13 protein-coding genes and 2 tRNA genes are annotated in these 17,971 nt (G+C 65.5%); 9 read left to right on the top strand and 6 right to left on the bottom strand.

Translation table 11 applies throughout. The features are described 5' to 3' along the window. Positions 1 to 111: 111 nt before the first annotated feature. The 3 genes from AC6CHP_RS04065 to bcp all read right to left on the bottom strand — a co-directional run bounded on the left by AC6CHP_RS04065 (position 112) and on the right by bcp (position 1,707). Positions 112 to 786, bottom strand: coding sequence for a fasciclin domain-containing protein (locus tag AC6CHP_RS04065; RefSeq protein ID WP_188727963.1), 675 nt, complete (start codon positions 784 to 786; stop codon positions 112 to 114). A gap of 267 nt (positions 787 to 1,053) precedes the next feature. Next, positions 1,054 to 1,135 (bottom strand) — tRNA-Leu (locus AC6CHP_RS04070). Positions 1,136 to 1,233: 98 nt separating this feature from the next. Then, entirely contained in the window at positions 1,234 to 1,707 is a 474-nt protein-coding gene (gene bcp, locus AC6CHP_RS04075; RefSeq protein WP_498228257.1) for a thioredoxin-dependent thiol peroxidase, read from the bottom strand. 96 nt (positions 1,708 to 1,803) lie between these two features. On the opposite strand from bcp, the gene AC6CHP_RS04080 reads away from it, so the two are divergent. Then, positions 1,804 to 2,265: a MarR family winged helix-turn-helix transcriptional regulator gene (locus AC6CHP_RS04080; RefSeq protein ID WP_188728229.1), complete on the top strand. Its 462-nt coding sequence runs from the start codon at positions 1,804 to 1,806 to the stop codon at positions 2,263 to 2,265. 224 nt (positions 2,266 to 2,489) lie between these two features. Here the strand turns inward: AC6CHP_RS04080 and AC6CHP_RS04085 are convergent. From AC6CHP_RS04085 to AC6CHP_RS04095, 3 genes are all read right to left on the bottom strand, one after another. Then, positions 2,490 to 2,565, bottom strand: a tRNA-Lys gene (locus AC6CHP_RS04085). Positions 2,566 to 2,679: 114 nt separating this feature from the next. Next, a complete protein-coding gene (locus tag AC6CHP_RS04090) occupies positions 2,680 to 3,756 on the bottom strand; it encodes a PQQ-dependent sugar dehydrogenase (RefSeq protein WP_498228258.1) in 1,077 nt (358 codons plus the stop codon). 49 nt (positions 3,757 to 3,805) lie between these two features. Next, on the bottom strand, positions 3,806 to 5,011 hold the full coding sequence (locus tag AC6CHP_RS04095) for a sunset domain-containing protein (RefSeq protein ID WP_498228259.1): 1,206 nt from the start codon (positions 5,009 to 5,011) through the stop codon (positions 3,806 to 3,808). Positions 5,012 to 5,278: 267 nt separating this feature from the next. Here AC6CHP_RS04095 and ilvD point away from each other — a divergent pair, with 267 nt between their 5' ends. The 8 genes from ilvD to metG all read left to right on the top strand — a co-directional run bounded on the left by ilvD (position 5,279) and on the right by metG (position 17,946). Then, positions 5,279 to 6,997: a dihydroxy-acid dehydratase gene (gene ilvD, locus AC6CHP_RS04100; protein WP_188727969.1), complete on the top strand. Its 1,719-nt coding sequence runs from the start codon at positions 5,279 to 5,281 to the stop codon at positions 6,995 to 6,997. 343 nt (positions 6,998 to 7,340) lie between these two features. Next, positions 7,341 to 9,248: an acetolactate synthase large subunit gene (locus AC6CHP_RS04105; RefSeq protein ID WP_104184858.1), complete on the top strand. Its 1,908-nt coding sequence runs from the start codon at positions 7,341 to 7,343 to the stop codon at positions 9,246 to 9,248. Positions 9,249 to 9,250: 2 nt separating this feature from the next. Then, positions 9,251 to 9,763 (top strand): acetolactate synthase small subunit, encoded by a 513-nt coding sequence (gene ilvN / locus AC6CHP_RS04110; protein ID WP_009356538.1) that lies wholly within the window; start codon positions 9,251 to 9,253, stop codon positions 9,761 to 9,763. A gap of 90 nt (positions 9,764 to 9,853) precedes the next feature. Beyond that, the gene (ilvC, locus tag AC6CHP_RS04115) at positions 9,854 to 10,879 is read left to right on the top strand and encodes a ketol-acid reductoisomerase (RefSeq protein WP_188727972.1); all 1,026 of its coding nucleotides are present in this window, start codon (positions 9,854 to 9,856) and stop codon (positions 10,877 to 10,879) included. Between the two features lie 126 nt (positions 10,880 to 11,005). Next, positions 11,006 to 12,595: a phosphoglycerate dehydrogenase gene (serA, locus tag AC6CHP_RS04120; protein WP_104184856.1), complete on the top strand. Its 1,590-nt coding sequence runs from the start codon at positions 11,006 to 11,008 to the stop codon at positions 12,593 to 12,595. 209 nt (positions 12,596 to 12,804) lie between these two features. Then, complete coding sequence (locus AC6CHP_RS04125) at positions 12,805 to 15,600, top strand: ABC transporter permease (RefSeq protein ID WP_498228260.1); 2,796 nt, start codon at positions 12,805 to 12,807, stop codon at positions 15,598 to 15,600. Continuing rightward, positions 15,597 to 16,352, top strand: a complete 756-nt coding sequence (locus AC6CHP_RS04130; protein WP_104184854.1) for an ABC transporter ATP-binding protein — start codon at positions 15,597 to 15,599, stop codon at positions 16,350 to 16,352. The genes AC6CHP_RS04125 and AC6CHP_RS04130 overlap by 4 nt, the downstream gene beginning before the upstream one ends. Positions 16,353 to 16,386: 34 nt before the next feature. Next, positions 16,387 to 17,946, top strand: a complete 1,560-nt coding sequence (gene metG / locus AC6CHP_RS04135) for a methionine--tRNA ligase (protein WP_188727976.1) — start codon at positions 16,387 to 16,389, stop codon at positions 17,944 to 17,946. The last annotated feature ends 25 nt before the right edge of the window (positions 17,947 to 17,971 follow it).

Genomic DNA, 17,971 nt, shown 5'->3' on the forward strand with positions numbered 1-17,971 from the left:
CCTGGAACCGGAGGGACGGTTCCCGCCAGGTTCCCGCCAGGGCAGAAAAGCCGGGAGCCGCCCTTTCGGACGGCCCCCGGCTTTACCGGAAGGAACTGGCTTGCCTGGTGCCTACTTGGGCATCAGCACCGAGTCGATCAGGTAGACGGTGGCGTTCTTGGTCTGGACGCCGCCGCAGATCACGTTGGCGTCGTCAACCTTGAGCTCGTCGCCGCTGCCGGTAACGGTCACGCTGCCGCCCTCGACGGTGGCGTGGGTGCCGGCAATCATGTCAGGAGTGATCTGGCCCGGAACCACGTGGTAGGTGAGGATCTTGCTCAGGAGCGCGTCGTCCGTCTTGAGGGTTTCGATGGTGGCCGCATCGATCTTGGCGAAAGCGTCATCCACCGGTGCGAAGACCGTGAACTCTCCACCGTTCAGGGTGTCCACGAGGTCCACCTTGGGGTTCAGCTTCCCGGACACTGCCGAGGTGAGGGTGGTGAGGATCGGGTTGTTGGATGCCGCGACGGCAACGGGGTCAAGGGCCATGCCCTCAACCGAGCCTGCGCCGGAGGGGACCTGCTCGGCGTAGGCAGCGCAGCCCGGGCCAACCAGGTTGGCGGCCGGGTCCATGGCCGCGGCAGAGGTGCTGGCCGACGGCGAGGGGGCCATGCTGGACGCGGACGGCTCGGCTGCCGGGGCGGAGGAGGCGGTGGTGGTTGCGGACCCGCCGCAGGCAGTCAGGCTGAACAGGGCTGCTGCTGCAACGCCTGCGACGGTGAAGGTTGTGCGCTTGATGGTCTGCATGTCGGTTCTCCTTGGTTGTGGCATCTACCCGCCGCGGGCGTGGTGCCTGCGGCGTCATTCGAAACTTGCTGGTGGGCACCTGCCCTTGGCTGGTGTCTCACTGTCTATTCGGCCGGCGGCAGGATGTGGATGGGTAAATTCCTTGGAGTTTTTCGGCGGAGCCCGGATTCCCCTTCTGGACCTCGCTGAAGGGGGCGGGCGGAGGGAGCGGGGCGAAAGGAGCGTTAAATGCGAAGGTCCCCCGGCCACAGCCGGGGGACCATACAGTGCGCAAGGGGGGACTTGAACCCCCACGCCCGAAGGCACAGGAACCTAAATCCTGCGTGTCTGCCAATTTCACCACTCGCGCAGGGCTTCCGGCCGCTGCTGCCCCCAAAGGGCCCGACGGCGGATGCCAGTGTCCATTGTAGCGTCGCCGCGGCAGGGCCCCGGCTTAGCGGATCTTTGTCAGGCGCCCAGGTTCAGGTCCCGCCGAAGTTTGGCTACGTGGCCTGTGGCCCTGACGTTGTACTGGGCAAGAGCAACCTTCCCGTCCGGGTCCACCACGATGGTGGAACGGATGAGCCCCTCATAGGTCTTGCCGTAGTTCTTTTTTTCGCCCCAGGCGCCATATGCCTCGGCAACCGCATGGTCCGTATCCGAGAGCAAAGGGAAGCCCAAGCCTTCCTTGGCTGCGAATTTTGCAAGCTTTTCCACGGGATCGGGGGAGATGCCCAGGACGTCGTAGCCAGCCGACTGGAGGGAGGCCAGGCTGTCGCGGAAATCGCACGCTTCCTTGGTACAGCCCGGTGTGGCGGCCGCCGGGTAGAAGTACACAATGGTGTGGCGGCCCGGGCGGGGGGACAGACTGACGTCGGTGCCTGACGAATCCTTCAATGTAAAACCGGGCGCGTCGTCTCCGGTAGCGAGTCTTTCAGCCAATGTTTTTCTCCTAGTTGCAGGCGGGACACACCAGCCTAGTAAGCACCGGGAACCAGCGCTAATCCCTATTTGGCTATACTGGCTGCTATGCCTGATATGGATCACTGGCCCACGGGGCGCCTCTTGTCCACTGCTGCGCGCCTCGTCGAACACTCCTGGAACGAAAAACTTGGCGCCATCGGCCTCACCCACGCCGGTGTTATAGCCATCGAGGTCCTGGATGCCCAGGGCCCCATGACGCAAGCCCAGCTGGCGCAGTACGTTCGCGTCCAGGCCCAGACTATGGGTAAGACGCTCAGCCGCTTGGAGGCCCACGGGCACATTGTCCGGGTCCGCAGCACCTCGGACCGCAGGAGCCACGTTGTGTCCCTTACCGAGCAGGGCAAGGAAGCGGTTGCGGCGGCGGTGGAAATGGAACGGTCCGTGCTGGCGTCAGCCTCGATCGATCCGGACCTGCTGCGGCAGGAGCTCCAGGCAGTGGTGCGGGAACTCGCAAGCCAGTTCGCCAATTCTCCCGGCGAGGGAGCATTGATAGAGAACTCGCCGTCAACACGCTAAACCGGCGCCTCCAGCGCCCAGGCGTGGCCACAGCTTCTCAGCTGCGGTCACGCCTTTTTTGGTGGTCATCAGGTGTCTGGTGGAGGCGGACGAAGGTCTCCTGTTGAGGATCAGCAGCAGGAAGCGAAAACTTGGAATGAATGTCAAAAGATTCGCCTGCAATGTGGCACACAACAAAACAGCCCCCGGTTCGCGTTTCCGCGAGCCGGAGGCTGTTTTCCCAGTGGTGCACCCCCCGGGACTTGAACCCGGAACCCATTGATTAAGAGTCAATTGCTCTGCCAATTGAGCTAGAGGTGCATCTTATTTGCTGTGATCATCGGGCTTTTCTTTCCCCGTTGATCTCCGCAACGACATGAAACTCTACACGAACTTTTTGCCCATGTGAAATCGGAGCCCTGGACTGCTCCCGCATCAGGAGAACGGGGGCAAAACCAGCACCAAATCAGGGTTTTCGTTGTTGGTCAGGAGCCAGAATCCGCCCTCCGGAGTCCGTACGACGTCGCGGATCCTGCCGTACTGGCGTGTGAAATGGCCCACAGGCGTCCCGGCTTCCTCGCCCGCAAGTGGCACCGTCCACAGCCGCTGGCCCCGGAGCGCCCCGAGGTAGGCGGTGGATCCCACGATCTCCAGGCCGCTGGGGGACGATTCGCTGGTTGAAGGCCACACGACCTTTGCATCCTGGAACTCGGGGCGGCGGGGTGCGCCGGTCACCGCCGGCCAGCCGTAATTTCCCCCGGCAACGATCAGGTTCAGTTCGTCATTGACGTCGGGGCCGAATTCACTGGCCCACAGCCGTCCCGCGCTGTCCCAGGCGAGGCCCTGGACGTTGCGGTGGCCCAGGCTGTAGACGGCGTTGCCGAAGGGATTGCCCGGCGCCGGACCGCCGTCGGCCGTCAGCCGCAGGATCTTGCCGCCCAGGGCGTCGGGGTCCTGCGGCTGGTCCCTCCGCTGCGAGTCGCCCGTCCCCACGTACAGGAATCCTTCCGGGCCGAAGCGGATCCTGCCGCCGTTGTGGGTGGTGGCTTTCGGGATGCCGGTGAAGATGACCTCCGGCCGGTCCAGGGACAGTCCACCGTCACCGGTTTCCTGCACCCTTGCCCTGGCAATCCTGTTGTCCTCCAGTGCGGTGAAGTACATGTACAGGTAGCGGTCGGAGGCAAAGCCGGGGGACAGTGCAAGTCCCAACAGGCCGCCCTCGCCGGCGGCCGCCACCCCTGGAACTTCACCAAGGCTTACGGCTTCCCTGCCCCCTCCGGCCGGCACTGCCATAATGCGGGCAGTGTCGCGCTCGGAGATGATGGCCGTTCCGTTCGGCAGGAACACGGCGGACCAGGGGATGCTCAGTTGAAGCTCAAGGCGTTCGGCGACGTCCGGCACCCGCACGTCATTTGTCTCCGGGAGGGTCGTGCTTCCGGTGGGCCCTCCGCCGTCACCGCCCGTGCAGCCGGCCAGGAGCACAACGAGGCAGGCTGCAGCCAGAGCAGGCAAGCGCTTTCGGAGACAGGGAGGGGGCTGGCCGGAGCCGGCTGGTCCGCTGCTAGAGGCGCCGCCGCCGTGGTGCCCGGAAGCCCGCAGCCTCGGCATGCGCCTCCGATTCGAACCAGACGTCGGCCCGGGCCTGTTCATAGTCGGGGTGTCCCTCCTCGTAGTAGACCATGGCTCCGGCATCACCCTTCACGGTGTACCCGTCCGGGCCGCTGCCGTCTGTTCCGGCGGCTGCCGAGCCGGCGCCGTAGGGCTCATCGGCTGCCAGGTGTCCCGCCGGTTCGGGCGTTGGAACGGCCTGGGGCTGCTGGTCGCGGTCCGCTGCGGTTTCCACCAGCGCGGAAGACTGGGTGCGGTCCGCGGTCTCAGCTGTGGCGGCGGTCTCGGGAACAACGGCGGCTTCCGCGGATGCCGCTGTACTGCCTTCCTGGCCGTGCCGGGGCGCTACGCCGGCGCCCCCGTGTGTCGCAGCGCTGGCGCTGATCCCGGTGGCCGGCTGTGGCCCGGCGGCACCTGCAGGCGCCGGAGCAGGCCCTGCAGCCCCGGCGTCGTCAACGTCCTCCACAGCGGCTGTTTCCGCGCCCGGCAGCGTGGGAGCGTGGGGCCCGGTGTACTCGGGGTGGTGGACCGGGGCGCCGTGGGATTCCGAATCCGGCGCTGCCGCTGGTTCCGCCTGGTGCCCCGTTGCAGCGGGCACGCCGCTTTCGCCAACCGGATTCACCTGGGTTGCATGGGTGGGAGCGCCCCCCGCGGAGGCGCCACCCCTGGATGCCGCGCCCGGGGAAACGGCGGAGGAGCCCGAAGCCTCCGACCACTGGGTCTCCCACTCGTCGTCGTCCTGGCGGCGTCCGTCCTGCCCGGACGTAGCCGGGGCGGCGGTGGATCCGGAGACCCCAGCCACGCCGGTTGCTGCCGGAGCAGCGGCTGCGGAGGAAGCACCGGAACCTTCCCGCGCCTCCGTGCCGGTGGGCTGTGCCGTCTCTGCCTCGCGGGCCGGTGCCGCTGCCCCGGCACGATCGTCGGCCGTGGTGGGAGCCGCCGGCTCGGCGGGGCTGCCAAAGCCTGCAGCGCCGGCGATGCCGGTGGTTCCGGCAGCTTCAGCGGACGCCGCCGCACTGCCGCTGGAAAGCGCTCCGTCCGCACGGGTCCTCTCCGGGGCGGATGCCTCCGGCGCAGTGGATGATCTGCTGCGCTTGAGCAGCCACCACACGACCCCCACGATGACAACAAGCAAAATGATCCAGAAAACAAAATCCATGGCAAGCCCTTCAGTCCGGATGGCAAGGTGTACTTTCCCCGACGCTACGTCCGGCCGTCAGAACTGTCCAGATTGACGGGGAAGTTGGCCGCCGCCGGCCCAGGCGGCCAACATCCGTGAGCCGCACCACAGGCGGGGGAGGGAAGTCCCTATCCATCTCATTATTTGAGATGGTTGTCCATAATCTGAATGAAATTTTCTGTTTTTTGCACTCAATCGTCCCGGATCTGTCGTTGCGCCGTTCGGCGGAGCCATAGACTTTCCCCTATGAGTGACACCCACATCGCAACCGAGAACAAGCCTGACATCAAACCCCGGAGCCGGGTTGTAACCGACGGAATCCACGCGGCTCCCGCACGCGGCATGTTCCGGGCGGTCGGCATGGGGGACGACGACTTCGCAAAACCCCAAGTCGGTGTCGCGAGTTCGTGGAACGAGATCACTCCCTGCAACCTCTCCCTGAACCGGCTCGCGCAGGGCGCCAAGGAAGGCGTTCACGCGGGCGGCGGTTTCCCCATGCAGTTTGGCACCATTTCCGTGTCCGACGGCATCTCCATGGGCCATGAAGGCATGCACTTCTCCCTGGTTTCCCGCGAAGTCATTGCCGACTCCGTGGAGACCGTGATGCAGGCTGAGCGGATCGACGGATCCGTGCTGCTGGCCGGCTGTGACAAGTCGCTTCCCGGAATGCTCATGGCAGCAGCCCGCCTGGACCTGTCCAGCGTGTTCCTCTACGCCGGCTCCATCATGCCTGGCTGGGTCAAGCTTGAGGACGGTTCCGAGAAGGAAGTCACCCTCATCGATGCCTTCGAAGCCGTGGGCGCGTGCGCCGCCGGCAAGATGAGCATGGAAGACCTGACGCGCATCGAAAAGGCCATCTGCCCGGGCGAAGGAGCCTGCGGAGGCATGTACACGGCCAACACCATGGCCTGCATCGGCGAGGCACTCGGCATGTCCCTGCCCGGCTCCGCCGCCCCGCCCTCGGCAGACCGCCGCCGCGACGAGTTCGCCCGCAAGTCCGGCGAAGCCGTCGTCAACCTGCTGCGCGAAGGCATCACCGCCCGCGACATCATGACCAAGAAGGCCTTCGAGAACGCCATCGCCGTCACCATGGCGTTCGGTGGTTCTACGAACGCCGTGCTGCACCTGCTGGCCATCGCCCGCGAGGCCGAAGTTGAGCTGACGCTGGATGACTTCAACCGCATCGGCGACAAGATCCCGCACCTGGGCGACCTCAAGCCCTTCGGCCGCTACGTCATGACCGATGTGGACAAGATCGGCGGCGTGCCCGTGATCATGAAGGCACTGCTCGACGCCGGCCTGCTGCACGGCGACTGCCTCACCGTCACCGGCAAGACCGTGGCCGAGAACCTCGAGGCCATCAACCCGCCGGACGTGGACGGCAAGATCCTCCGCGCGCTGGACAACCCCATCCACAAGACCGGCGGCATCACCATCCTGCACGGCACCATGGCCCCCGAGGGTGCCGTCGTGAAGAGCGCAGGCTTCGACGCCGATGTCTTTGAAGGTACCGCCCGGGTGTTCGAGCGCGAACAGGGCGCCCTGGACGCACTGGACAACGGCCGGATCAAGGCCGGCGACGTCGTGGTGATCCGCTACGAAGGCCCCAAGGGCGGCCCCGGCATGCGCGAGATGCTGGCCATCACCGGCGCCATCAAGGGTGCCGGCCTGGGCAAGGACGTCCTTCTCCTCACGGACGGCAGGTTCTCCGGCGGCACCACCGGCCTGTGCATCGGCCACGTGGCCCCGGAAGCGGTCGACGGCGGCCCCATCGCCTTCGTGAAGGACGGCGACAGGATCCGCGTGGACATCGCCGCCCGCAGCTTCGACCTGCTGGTGGACGAGGCAGAGCTCGAAGCCCGCAAGGTGGGCTGGGAGCCCCTGCCGGCACGCTACACCAAGGGCGTGCTGGCCAAGTATGCCAAGCTGGTGCACAGCGCCAGCACGGGCGCATACTGCGGGTAGCACCCGTATATTGGCGTCAATCCCAACTAGGTAGCACTAAGTGTCGTTTTGGACGCTCAAAACGACACTTGCTGCTACCTAGTTGGGGGGCAGCCATAGAGTGGACAATGGGGTCCACATGGTGAGATCGCGGGTCAGCTCGTTGACACGCATCTTGCCCAGAGGGAAAACTGAACGCATGACTTTCGTTACTGGCATCGTCGTCGTCCTTACCAAGCGCGTGGCACATTAGCCCCGGGTAACGAACCGTCACGCGCAACCCCTCGAAGAGCCGCCAGGCTGAGGGGTTTTTTTATTTCCTGCAGTTTCCACGAACCACAGATGATCCACAAGGAAGAGTCCGATGAGCAAAGGATCGCCGATCAGCCCCTCGCTGATGGCTACTAAGTCCGCTGGAGCCACCAAGGCTCCGGAACGCGCCGACCGGACGGCCGACCAGGCCGTCGTCGCCGCCGACCTTGCTGCCGCCTCTCCTGTCCTTGGGCCGAACAACGTTGTACCCCCAACGGTGATGACCGGCTCGCAAGCTATTGTCCGCTCGCTCGAAGAACTCGGCGTCGACGATATTTTCGGTTTGCCCGGTGGCGCGATCCTGCCCACCTATGACCCCTTGATGGCCTCGAGCATGAATCACGTGCTGGTCCGTCACGAACAGGGAGCCGGCCACGCCGCGCAAGGCTACGCCATGGTGACCGGGCGGGTTGGCGTATGTATCGCCACCTCGGGCCCGGGCGCCACCAACCTCGTCACCGCCATCATGGACGCCCACATGGACTCCGTTCCGCTGGTGGCCATCACCGGCCAGGTGTCCAGTGGCGTGATTGGAACCGATGCGTTCCAGGAAGCCGACATCGTGGGCATCACCATGCCCATCACCAAGCACTCCTTCCTGGTGACGGACCCCAACGACATCCCGCATGTCATGGCTGAGGCGTTCCACCTGGCGTCCACCGGCCGCCCCGGTCCTGTCCTCGTGGACGTGGCCAAGGACGCTCAGGTCGGCCAGATGACCTTCTCCTGGCCGCCGAAGATCGACCTGCCCGGCTACCGCCCGGTCACCCGCGGGCACAACAAGCAGGTGCGCGAGGCCGCCAAGCTGATCGCAGCGGCCAGCAAGCCTGTGCTGTACGTTGGCGGCGGCGTCATCAAGGCGCACGCCGCGGCGGAACTGCTGGCACTCGCCGAGGCCACAGGAGCCCCGGTTGTCACCACGCTGATGGCCAAGGGCGCCTTCCCGGACTCACACCCCCAGCACATGGGAATGCCCGGCATGCATGGCACCGTCTCTGCCGTGACTGCTTTGCAGCAGTCCGACCTGCTCATCACCCTCGGTGCCCGTTTCGACGACCGCGTAACCGGCGTCCTCAAGACCTTCGCGCCCATGGCGAAGGTTATCCACGCGGACATCGACCCCGCCGAGATCTCCAAGAACCGCACCGCGGACGTGCCCATCGTCGGGTCCGTCAAGGAGATCATCCCTGAGCTCACCGAAGCTGTGCGCACCCAGTTCGAGGCATCCGGAACCCCGGACCTCACCACCTGGTGGGCTTTCCTGAACAACCTCAAGGAGACCTACCCGCTGGGCTGGACCGAACCCGATGACGGGCTCAGCGCACCGCAACGGGTCATCGAGCGCATCGGCGCCCTGACCGGACCCGAAGGCGTCTACGTTGCCGGCGTGGGCCAGCACCAGATGTGGGCAGCGCAGTTCATCAAGTACGAGCGTCCGCACGCCTGGCTGAACTCCGGTGGTGCCGGGACCATGGGCTATGCGGTTCCGGCGGCCATGGGCGCCAAGGTCGGCGAGCCGGACCGCGTGGTCTGGGCCATCGACGGCGACGGCTGCTTCCAGATGACCAACCAGGAACTGGCCACCTGCGCCATCAACAAGATCCCCATCAAGGTGGCGGTGATCAATAATTCCTCCCTGGGCATGGTCCGGCAGTGGCAGACCCTCTTCTACGAGGGCCGGTACTCCAACACGGACCTCAACACCGGCCACGACACCGTCCGCATCCCGGACTTCGTCAAGCTGGGGGAGGCTTACGGCTGCGCCGCGTTCCGCTGTGAACGCGACGAGGATATCGACGCCACCATCCAAAAGGCACTCGAAATCAACGACCGGCCTGTGGTCATCGACTTCGTGGTGAGCCCAAACTCCATGGTGTGGCCGATGGTGCCCGCCGGCGTGAGCAACGACCAGATCCAGGTTGCCCGCAACATGACCCCGGAATGGGAAGAAGAGGACTGACCATGAGCCGCCACACACTCTCTGTCCTGGTCGAAGACAAGCCCGGCGTCCTGACCCGCGTCGCGAGCCTCTTCGCCCGCCGTGCCTTCAACATCAACTCTCTGGCTGTTGGACCCACCGAGGTTCCGGGGATCTCCCGGATGACCGTCGTCGTCGACGCCGACGGCGACCTGATCGAGCAGGTCACCAAGCAGCTCAACAAACTGATCAACGTCATCAAGATCGTTGAGCTGACTTCTGAATCTTCCGTACAGCGAGACCACATCCTGGTCAAGGTACGTGCGGATGCCGCGACACGTCTGCAGGTGACCCAGGCTGCAGACCTGTTCCGTGCCGCCGTCGTCGACGTGTCCACAGACTCGTTGGTGATCGAGGCAACCGGTACTCCGGAGAAGCTTGCAGCGCTGCTCTCAGTGCTGGAGCCCTTCGGCATCCGCGAAATCGTGCAGTCCGGCACCCTGGCCGTTGGACGGGGATCCCGCTCCATGAGTGACAGGGCGTTGCGTTCCGCCTAGGAAGCTGCCGGGCACTGCCCGGCAGCAGGCAACGCCCGCAACCGCACCACAAGACACCTATCTACAACCCACTCAAGAGGAGTTACGCAAGTGACTGAAATGTTTTACGACGACGACGCCGACCTGTCGATCATCCAGGGCCGCAAGGTAGCCATTGTTGGCTACGGCTCCCAGGGCCACGCCCACGCGCTCAACCTGCGCGACTCCGGCGTCGAGGTTGCCATCGCCCTCAAGGAGGGCTCGACGTCGATCGCCAAGGCCGAGGACGCAGGCTTCACGGTCAAGAACGTTGCCGACGCCGCCGAATGGGCCGACGTCATCATGATCCTGGCGCCGGACCAGCACCAGCGGTCGATCTACAATGACTCCATCAAGGACAAGCTGAAGCCCGGCAAGGCCCTTGCCTTCGCCCACGGCTTCAACATCCGCTTCGGCTACATCGAGGCTCCCGAGGGCGTTGACGTCATCCTCGTCGCCCCGAAGGCTCCCGGCCACACCGTGCGCCGCGAATTCGAAGCCGGCCGCGGCATCCCGGACATCATCGCCGTTGAGCAGGACGCCACCGGTTCCGCGTGGGAGCTGGCCAAGTCCTACGCCAAGGCCATCGGCGGCACCCGCGCCGGCGTCATCAAGACCACCTTCACCGAAGAAACCGAAACGGACCTCTTCGGCGAGCAGGCCGTCCTGTGCGGCGGCGTGTCCCAGCTGGTCCAGTACGGCTTCGAAACCCTCACCGAAGCCGGCTACCAGCCCCAGATCGCCTACTTCGAGGTCCTCCACGAGCTCAAGCTCATCGTTGACCTCATGTGGGAAGGCGGCATCGCCAAGCAGCGCTGGAGCGTTTCCGACACCGCTGAGTACGGCGACTACGTCTCCGGCCCCCGCGTCATCACCCCCGAGGTGAAGGAAAACATGAAGGCCGTCCTGGCCGACATCCAGTCCGGTGCCTTCGCCAAGCGCTTCATCGAGGACCAGGACAACGGCGGCGTGGAGTTCAAGGCACTGCGTGCCAAGGCTGAGCAGCACCCCATCGAGGCCGTCGGCCGCGAACTGCGCTCCCTCTTCGCCTGGCAGCAGCAGGACGTGGACTACGTCGAAGGCTCCGCAGCCCGCTAAGCCTGGCTCAACGTGCCGTTATAAAGACAGACTGTGAGGCCGGGTTCACACTTAACAATGTGAGCCCGGCCTTTCCGTCGGCCTAGACTTGTTTTATCCCCCGGACTGCAACGCAGAGGATCAGCCGTGTCAAAACCCGTAGTACTGCTCGCCGAAGAACTTTCCCCCGCTACCGTCGAGGCCCTGGGCCCGGACTTCGAGATCCGCCAGACCGACGGCGCCGACCGTTCCCAGCTGCTGTCCGCCATCGGCGACGTTGACGCAATCCTGGTCCGCTCGGCCACGCAGGTGGACGCCGAGGCGATCGCCGCTGCGAAGAACCTCAAGGTCATCGCCCGCGCGGGAGTAGGCCTGGACAACGTGGACATCAAGGCAGCCACCCAGGCCGGCGTCATGGTGGTCAACGCGCCCACCTCGAACATCGTTTCGGCAGCTGAACTTACCGTTGGCCACATCCTCAGCCTGGCCCGCCACATCCCGCAGGCAAGCGCAGCCCTGAAGGACGGCGAGTGGAAGCGCTCCAAGTACACGGGCATCGAGCTCTTCGAAAAGAAGATCGGCATCATCGGCCTGGGCCGGATCGGCGCGCTTGTGGCTGCCCGCCTGAAGGGCTTTGACACCAAGATCCTCGCTTACGATCCCTACATCACCTCAGCCCGGGCGGCACAGCTCGGCGTGCAGCTGGTGACCCTGGACGAGCTCCTGGCACAGGCGGACTTCATCACCATCCACATGCCCAAGACGCCGGAAACCGTGGGCATGCTGGGCGCTGACGCCTTCAAGAAGATGAAGAGCACCGCTTACGTCGTCAACGTCGCCCGCGGCGGACTGGTGGACGAGGAAGCACTCTTCACGGCCCTGCAGGACGGCGAAATCGCCGGCGCCGGCGTGGACGTCTTCTCCAAGGAGCCCAGCACCGACCTGCCGTTCTTCAAGCTGGACAACGTGGTGGTCACCCCGCACCTCGGCGCCTCCACCGATGAAGCGCAGGAAAAGGCCGGCGTGTCGGTCGCCAAATCGGTCCGGCTCGCCCTCGCCGGCGAACTGGTGCCCGACGCCGTGAACGTGGCCGGCGGCGTCATCGCCCCCGACGTCCGTCCCGGCATCCCGCTGATCGAGAAGCTGGGCCGGATCTTCACGGCCCTGACGCACGCCTCCCTGACCCAGTTCGACGTCGAAGTGGCCGGCGAGATCTCGTCCCTCGACGTCAAGGTCCTGGAACTGGCCGCCCTCAAGGGCATCTTCGCGGACGTCGTGACCGAGCAGGTCTCCTACGTCAACGCTCCGGTCATCGCCGAGCAGCGGGGCATCAACGTCCGCCTGATCACCACACCCGAAACCGAGTCGTACCGCAACGTCCTCACCCTCCGTGGCGCCCTGAGTGACGGCACCCAGATCTCCGTGGCCGGCACCCTGACCGGACCCAAGCAGATCCAGAAGCTCGTGGGCATCAATGGCTTCGAGGTTGAAATCCCGATCAGCGAGCACCTCGTGGTGGTGGCCTACACGGACCGTCCCGGCGTCATCGGAACCATCGGCCACATCCTGGGCATGAACAACATCAACATCGCCGGCATGCAGGTGGCACGCTCTGACGAAGGCGGCCAGGTGCTTGCCCTGCTGACCATCGACAGCTCCGTACCCCAGCAGGTCCTGGACGCCATCAAGGCCGGCATCGGCGCCGAGATGGTGCGTGAAGTGGACCTGGAGGACTAACCCGCACCCCGGGAAACACCGCACCGCCGGCCGCCCGCGGCGAGTCCCGGCACGGCCACGTATGATTGGCCGGTCTGCTTACAATGGCTGGGTCCTGGTTCGGGACCGGGCCGGCAGGCCGGCCAATATCTTTTGCTCATCCGTCCCCGTCCATGTCCACATGGGCGGGGCGCGTATGTGCGCACGCAATCCAGGTTTCAGGGAGTTCCATGAACGCCGTCCAGAGGTTCATCAGAAGCAAAGTGCTGCTGTTGACCGCGGCCATCTTGATCGCAGCCATGTGCTTGTCGGTCCTTGTCCAAAGCCAGTCCCAGGCAGCGCTGAACAGGACCGTGGATGAAAATTCACGCGGCCTCTACGACGTCCTGGTCCAGGCCAAGGCTTCCTCCGGCTCGCTCATGCAGCCCGAGATCGCCAATGGCTCCGGCGGCATCAGCTTCGAGCAGCTGGAGGCCATCAGGAAGCTCTCCGGCACCTCCGTGGCGGCCCCGATCAGCCTCGTCTCCCGCGTGACCCAGAACCTTGAATCCCCACGCCTCGATGCCATGGACTACCTCGGCTACAACGCTGGGCTGGCCGGCACCGCAACCGCGGACCAGGCCGCCGGGGCAACCGCCCCGGACCAGTGGCCCGCTGCCGAATCGGTCCTGGGCGATGAAACCAGGAAGTACCGCCTGACGGCCAGCGCAGTCAGCTCCGACGGCGTCTCCGAGCAGACGCTGTTCAAATCCACTGCCGAAGGCACCCTTGGCAAGGCCAGGCTCGTGGAGGAGCAGACTGCCGGCGGCAGCAGCATCCGCATCGCAGCGCCCGGGGACGAAACCGGGATCAAGTTTCCCGCCCCGGCCGGGGGCTCCGAACACAACCTCTTCAACCTTTCCGTGTCACTGCCCATGGCCCCCGAAATAACGGAGTCCGTGGTCGCCGTCGATCCGGCTGCCGAACGCGCCCTCCTGGGTTCCGCCGGCGACTTCCTGTCACCGCTGGAAAAGGCGCCACCGGGTGACGCCCGCGACGCCGGCGCGGTGGGACGGTACCTCGAGGGACTCTTCACCAACGGCATTAGCCTGGACGAGCTGGAGGAAGGACCGGATTTCCTCGGCGTCAAGCTCAAGTACTGGGCGCCGCTGATGACCCAGTACCAGCAGGCCAAGCGGAACGGGCAGCTGACTGACGATTCCCAGGCCATTCCCCTGATCGTCAGGTCCGGGACGTCCCTGGACCTGAAGTACAACGTCAGGATCGAAGAGATTGACGACGCCGGCAGGGTCGTCAAGGACGTCGGCACCGTCTCCCGTTCCCTGGACAAGGACTACCTGCCTTTCGTTTCGAAGGACCCCTTCGTCCTGTCATGGCCGGGTTCCACGGACCACTCCTCACTGCTCGGCAGCAGCGGCAACTTCAACCAGGGCCTCTACACACCCGCCACCTGGAGCACCGACTTTGCCGCGGCGCCCAAGTACACCGACGGCGAAGCAGCCGCCAACGGTGCCGAGGCAAAGACGGCAGTGCCCGGCGAATGGGTCACCGTCAACCGGCTTCCCGAGAAGAGCGCCAACGGCATGCCCGTTGACCAGACCCAGCGCGAGCCCGTGGATGAGCGCTCCTACCGGGAAAACCTGGAAACAGGGGAGCAGGCAGCAGCCCCGCTCGCCATGGTCTACGGCACATTCGATCCCTCGGCCGTTTCCGCCGCCGCCGGGGACGTCAACAAGCTGCCGCTGGGCGGCTACGACCCCACCCCTTTCACGCTGGTCAAGGACGCTGCGGGCAACGAAGTCCCCGCGACGGAACTTGAACCCTCCTTGAGTGCCACCGGGCTCGCCAGCCAGTCCGCAGGCGCCATTACCGACTACTACGGCCTTGCTGCTGCCCGCGGCTACACCGAAAACGCCAGCGTCATCGACGCCGTCCGGGTCCGTGCAACGGCGCCCGGCAGCTGGAAGGAAGCACAGCCCGACGTCGAACAGCTGGCCGGGGAGATCCGCGAGATGGGCCTCGAGGCCACCATCGTGGCCGGTTCCGCGCGGGAGGATGCCAGCATCTTCGTTCCGGGCTACAGCAAGGACGACGCCGGCAAGGAATCCGCCCTGGGGACCGTCAAGCAGTCCTGGGTCCGGCAGAACGCCGCGGAGGCCGTCACCGGGTCGCTGTCCGGCACGAACATCACCCTGCTCTTCCTGACGCTCTGCGGCGCAGCGCTCCTGACCGGCGCGTCAACCGTGAGCTACATCCGCAAGCGCAAGAGCGAAGCCGGAACCCTGCGTGCCATGGGCTGGACCCAGGGCCGGATCCGCCGCTGGGTCCTGGAGGAATTCGGCGTCGGCGCGGTCCTGCTGGCCGTGGCCGGGATCGTTCTGAGCCTGGCCAGCTGGAGCCTTTCCACCGCCCTGGTGTCCGCGTCTGTCCTGGTGCTGTACGCGGCGGCGGCGTTCTTCGCCGCACAGCAGTTGCGCCACCGTGACGAGATCGACCAGGAACCGCAGCACGACGAACGGCTCATTCCGGTGGACTCACCGCTGACCTTCGCCAACCGCCAGCTGAGCACCAACAAATTCAACACCCTGTCCCTGGCCGTAGCCGTGGGTGTGTTCGGGGCTGCAGCAGGCGGCCTGGCCGCCCTGCTCATCGACATCCCGCGCGCTGCCGGCGCCAGCGCACTAAGCGGTTTGGCCGCGGCCAGCGTTGCCTTTCCGAGCATCCTCCTGGCCCTCGCCGGAGTTGCTGTAGGGCTGGTGCTGACCCTGGTCACCGGGCGGTTTGAACTCAATGCCAAGCGCCAGTACCTTGGCATCCTCGAGGCCATGGGCTGGAACCCGGACATGCTCCGCCAGGTCCGGCTGTTCGAGAACGCGCTGGTGGGTACCGTGGCCCTGCCCCTGGGCGTCCTGGGCGCCCTGGGCATCGGCCTGCTGCTGGCACCCTACGCCGCGCTGTGGGCGGGCGTGGCCGGCCTCGTGGCTGTACTTTGCTGGATACCGATTGCAACGAAAGTGGTCCAATGACAAACCCGACCAACGTCCAGCGGAGCCGCCGGTCCGGCTCCGGTGAGGTCCCCCTGCAGACCCGGGCCAACACCATCGTCAAGGCCGCCGACCACGCCACGCCGCTGGAACTGAGCGACATCACCATCCGCTATGGCGGCGGCAAGGGCGGCGCCGAAGCCGTCAGCGTGGTCGAAGGCTTCGACCTGACCCTGCACGCCGGTGAGATGCACTGTGTTGCCGGCCGAAGCGGTTCCGGCAAGACCAGCATCCTGACCGTAGGCGCCGGACTGACCCTGCCGACGTCGGGCCGCGTCTTCTGGGAAGGCGATTCGCTCGAAAGCATGGGCGACGACGAAATTGCGGACCGCCGTCGTGCGCTGATCGGTTACGTTGACCAGGGCGGCGCCCTGATCGACGGAATGAGCGCCCTGGAGAACGTGCTCCTCCCGGCCGTTCCAGATGGCGAAGTGGACCAGCGGCGGGACATGGCCAAGGACCTGCTGGACCTTGTTGGCCTGGGCCGGCGCATGCGGCACCGTCCCGCCCAGCTGTCCGGCGGCGAACGCCAGCGCGTGGCTATAGCCCGGGCGTTGATCCTGGGCACCCGGGTCCTGGTGGTGGATGAGCCCACAGCGAGCCTTGACCGGGCCTCCGCCAACCGCATCATCAGCATCCTGAAGGACACCACGTCCGACGGAATCGCCGTGCTGGTGGCCTCGCACGACCACGAACTTGTCCGGCTCAGCGATACCCTGACCGAACTCATCTAGCCCGTCCCTCCCCACCGAAGGTAACGTCCTCCACGTGACTGCTTCAGAGAAAACGCCGTTCTACATCACCACGGCCATCACCTACCCCAACGGCGTGCCGCACATCGGCCACGCCTACGAGTACATTGCCACCGATGCGATGGCGCGCTTCAAGCGGCTGGACGGCTTTGACGTGATGTTCCTGACCGGCACGGACGAGCACGGGATGAAGATCGCCCAGGCGGCCGAAAAGGAAGGCATCACGCCCAAGGAGCTGGTGGACCGGAACGCGGAGGTCTACCAGGCGGCCCACGCCGCCCTGGGGATCACCTACGACCGCTTCATCCGCACCACTGACGAGGACCACTACGCCGCCTCGCAGGCCATCTGGAAAAAGATGGAGGCCAACGGCGACATCTACCTGTCCAAGTACGAGGGCTGGTACTCCGTCCGGGACGAGGCCTATTACGGCGAGGACGACACCGTGGTCAAGGACGACGGTGTGCGCTACTCCAAGGAAACGGACACCGAGGTGACGTGGACGGCTGAGGAGAGCTACTTCTTCCGGCTTTCGGCCTACCAGGACAAGCTCCTTGCCCTGTATGAGGCCCACCCGGAATTCGGCGCCCCGCAATACCGCTTCAATGAAGTCATCAGTTTCGTCAAGCGCGGCCTGGAGGACCTGTCCATCAGCCGCACCACCTTCGACTGGGGCGTCCCGGTCCCGGGAAACGACAAGCACGTCATGTACGTGTGGGTGGATGCCCTGACCAACTACCTCACCGGCGTGGGGTACCCGGACGTCGACTCGGACTCGTTCCGGAAGTTCTGGCCCGCTGACGTCCACATCATCGGCAAAGACATCTCCCGTTTCCACGCGATCTACTGGCCCGCCTTCCTCATGAGCGCGGGCCTGGAGCTGCCCAAGCGGGTAATGATCCACGGCTTCCTGCACAACAACGGCGTGAAGATGTCCAAGTCGCTGGGCAACGTGGTTGCCCCAGCGGACTTCGTGGCACAGTACGGCCTGGACCAGGTGCGCTTCTTCTTCCTCCGGGAAGTGCCCTTCGGCGCGGACGGCAGCTACAACCACGACGCCATCGTGGGGCGGATGAACTCGGACCTGGCCAACAATTTCGGAAACCTGGCCCAGCGTTCGCTGTCCATGGTGGCCAAGAACTGCGGTGGCCGCGTTCCCGTCCCGGGGGATTTCACTGCCGCGGACACTGCCATCTTGGCCCAGGCCGACGCCCTCCTCGCGTCAGCCCGGGCAGCTTTTGAGAAGCAGGAGTTCAGCCGCGCCCTCGAGGCGATCTGGGGCGTCCTGGGGGACACCAACGCCTACTTCGCGGAGCAGGCGCCGTGGGTCCTGCGGAAGACCGACGTCGAACGCATGAACACGGTGCTGTTCGTGACCCTTGAGGTGCTGCGGATCGTGGCCATCCTTGCCCAGCCGGTCATGCCCCGGGCAACCGGTGCGCTGCTGGCAACCCTCGGCCAGCCCGAGGGGGAAGCCCGGCAGTTCGCAGCGATCCCCACCCGGATTGTGGCCGGGACCGAGCTGCCCGCACCGTCGCCGGTGTTCCCCAAGTACGAGGAGCCGGCCGGCGCCTGACCCGGCCACGCTCTCTCACTTCCTG

The organism is Pseudarthrobacter sp. GQ63 (assembly GCF_059758765.1).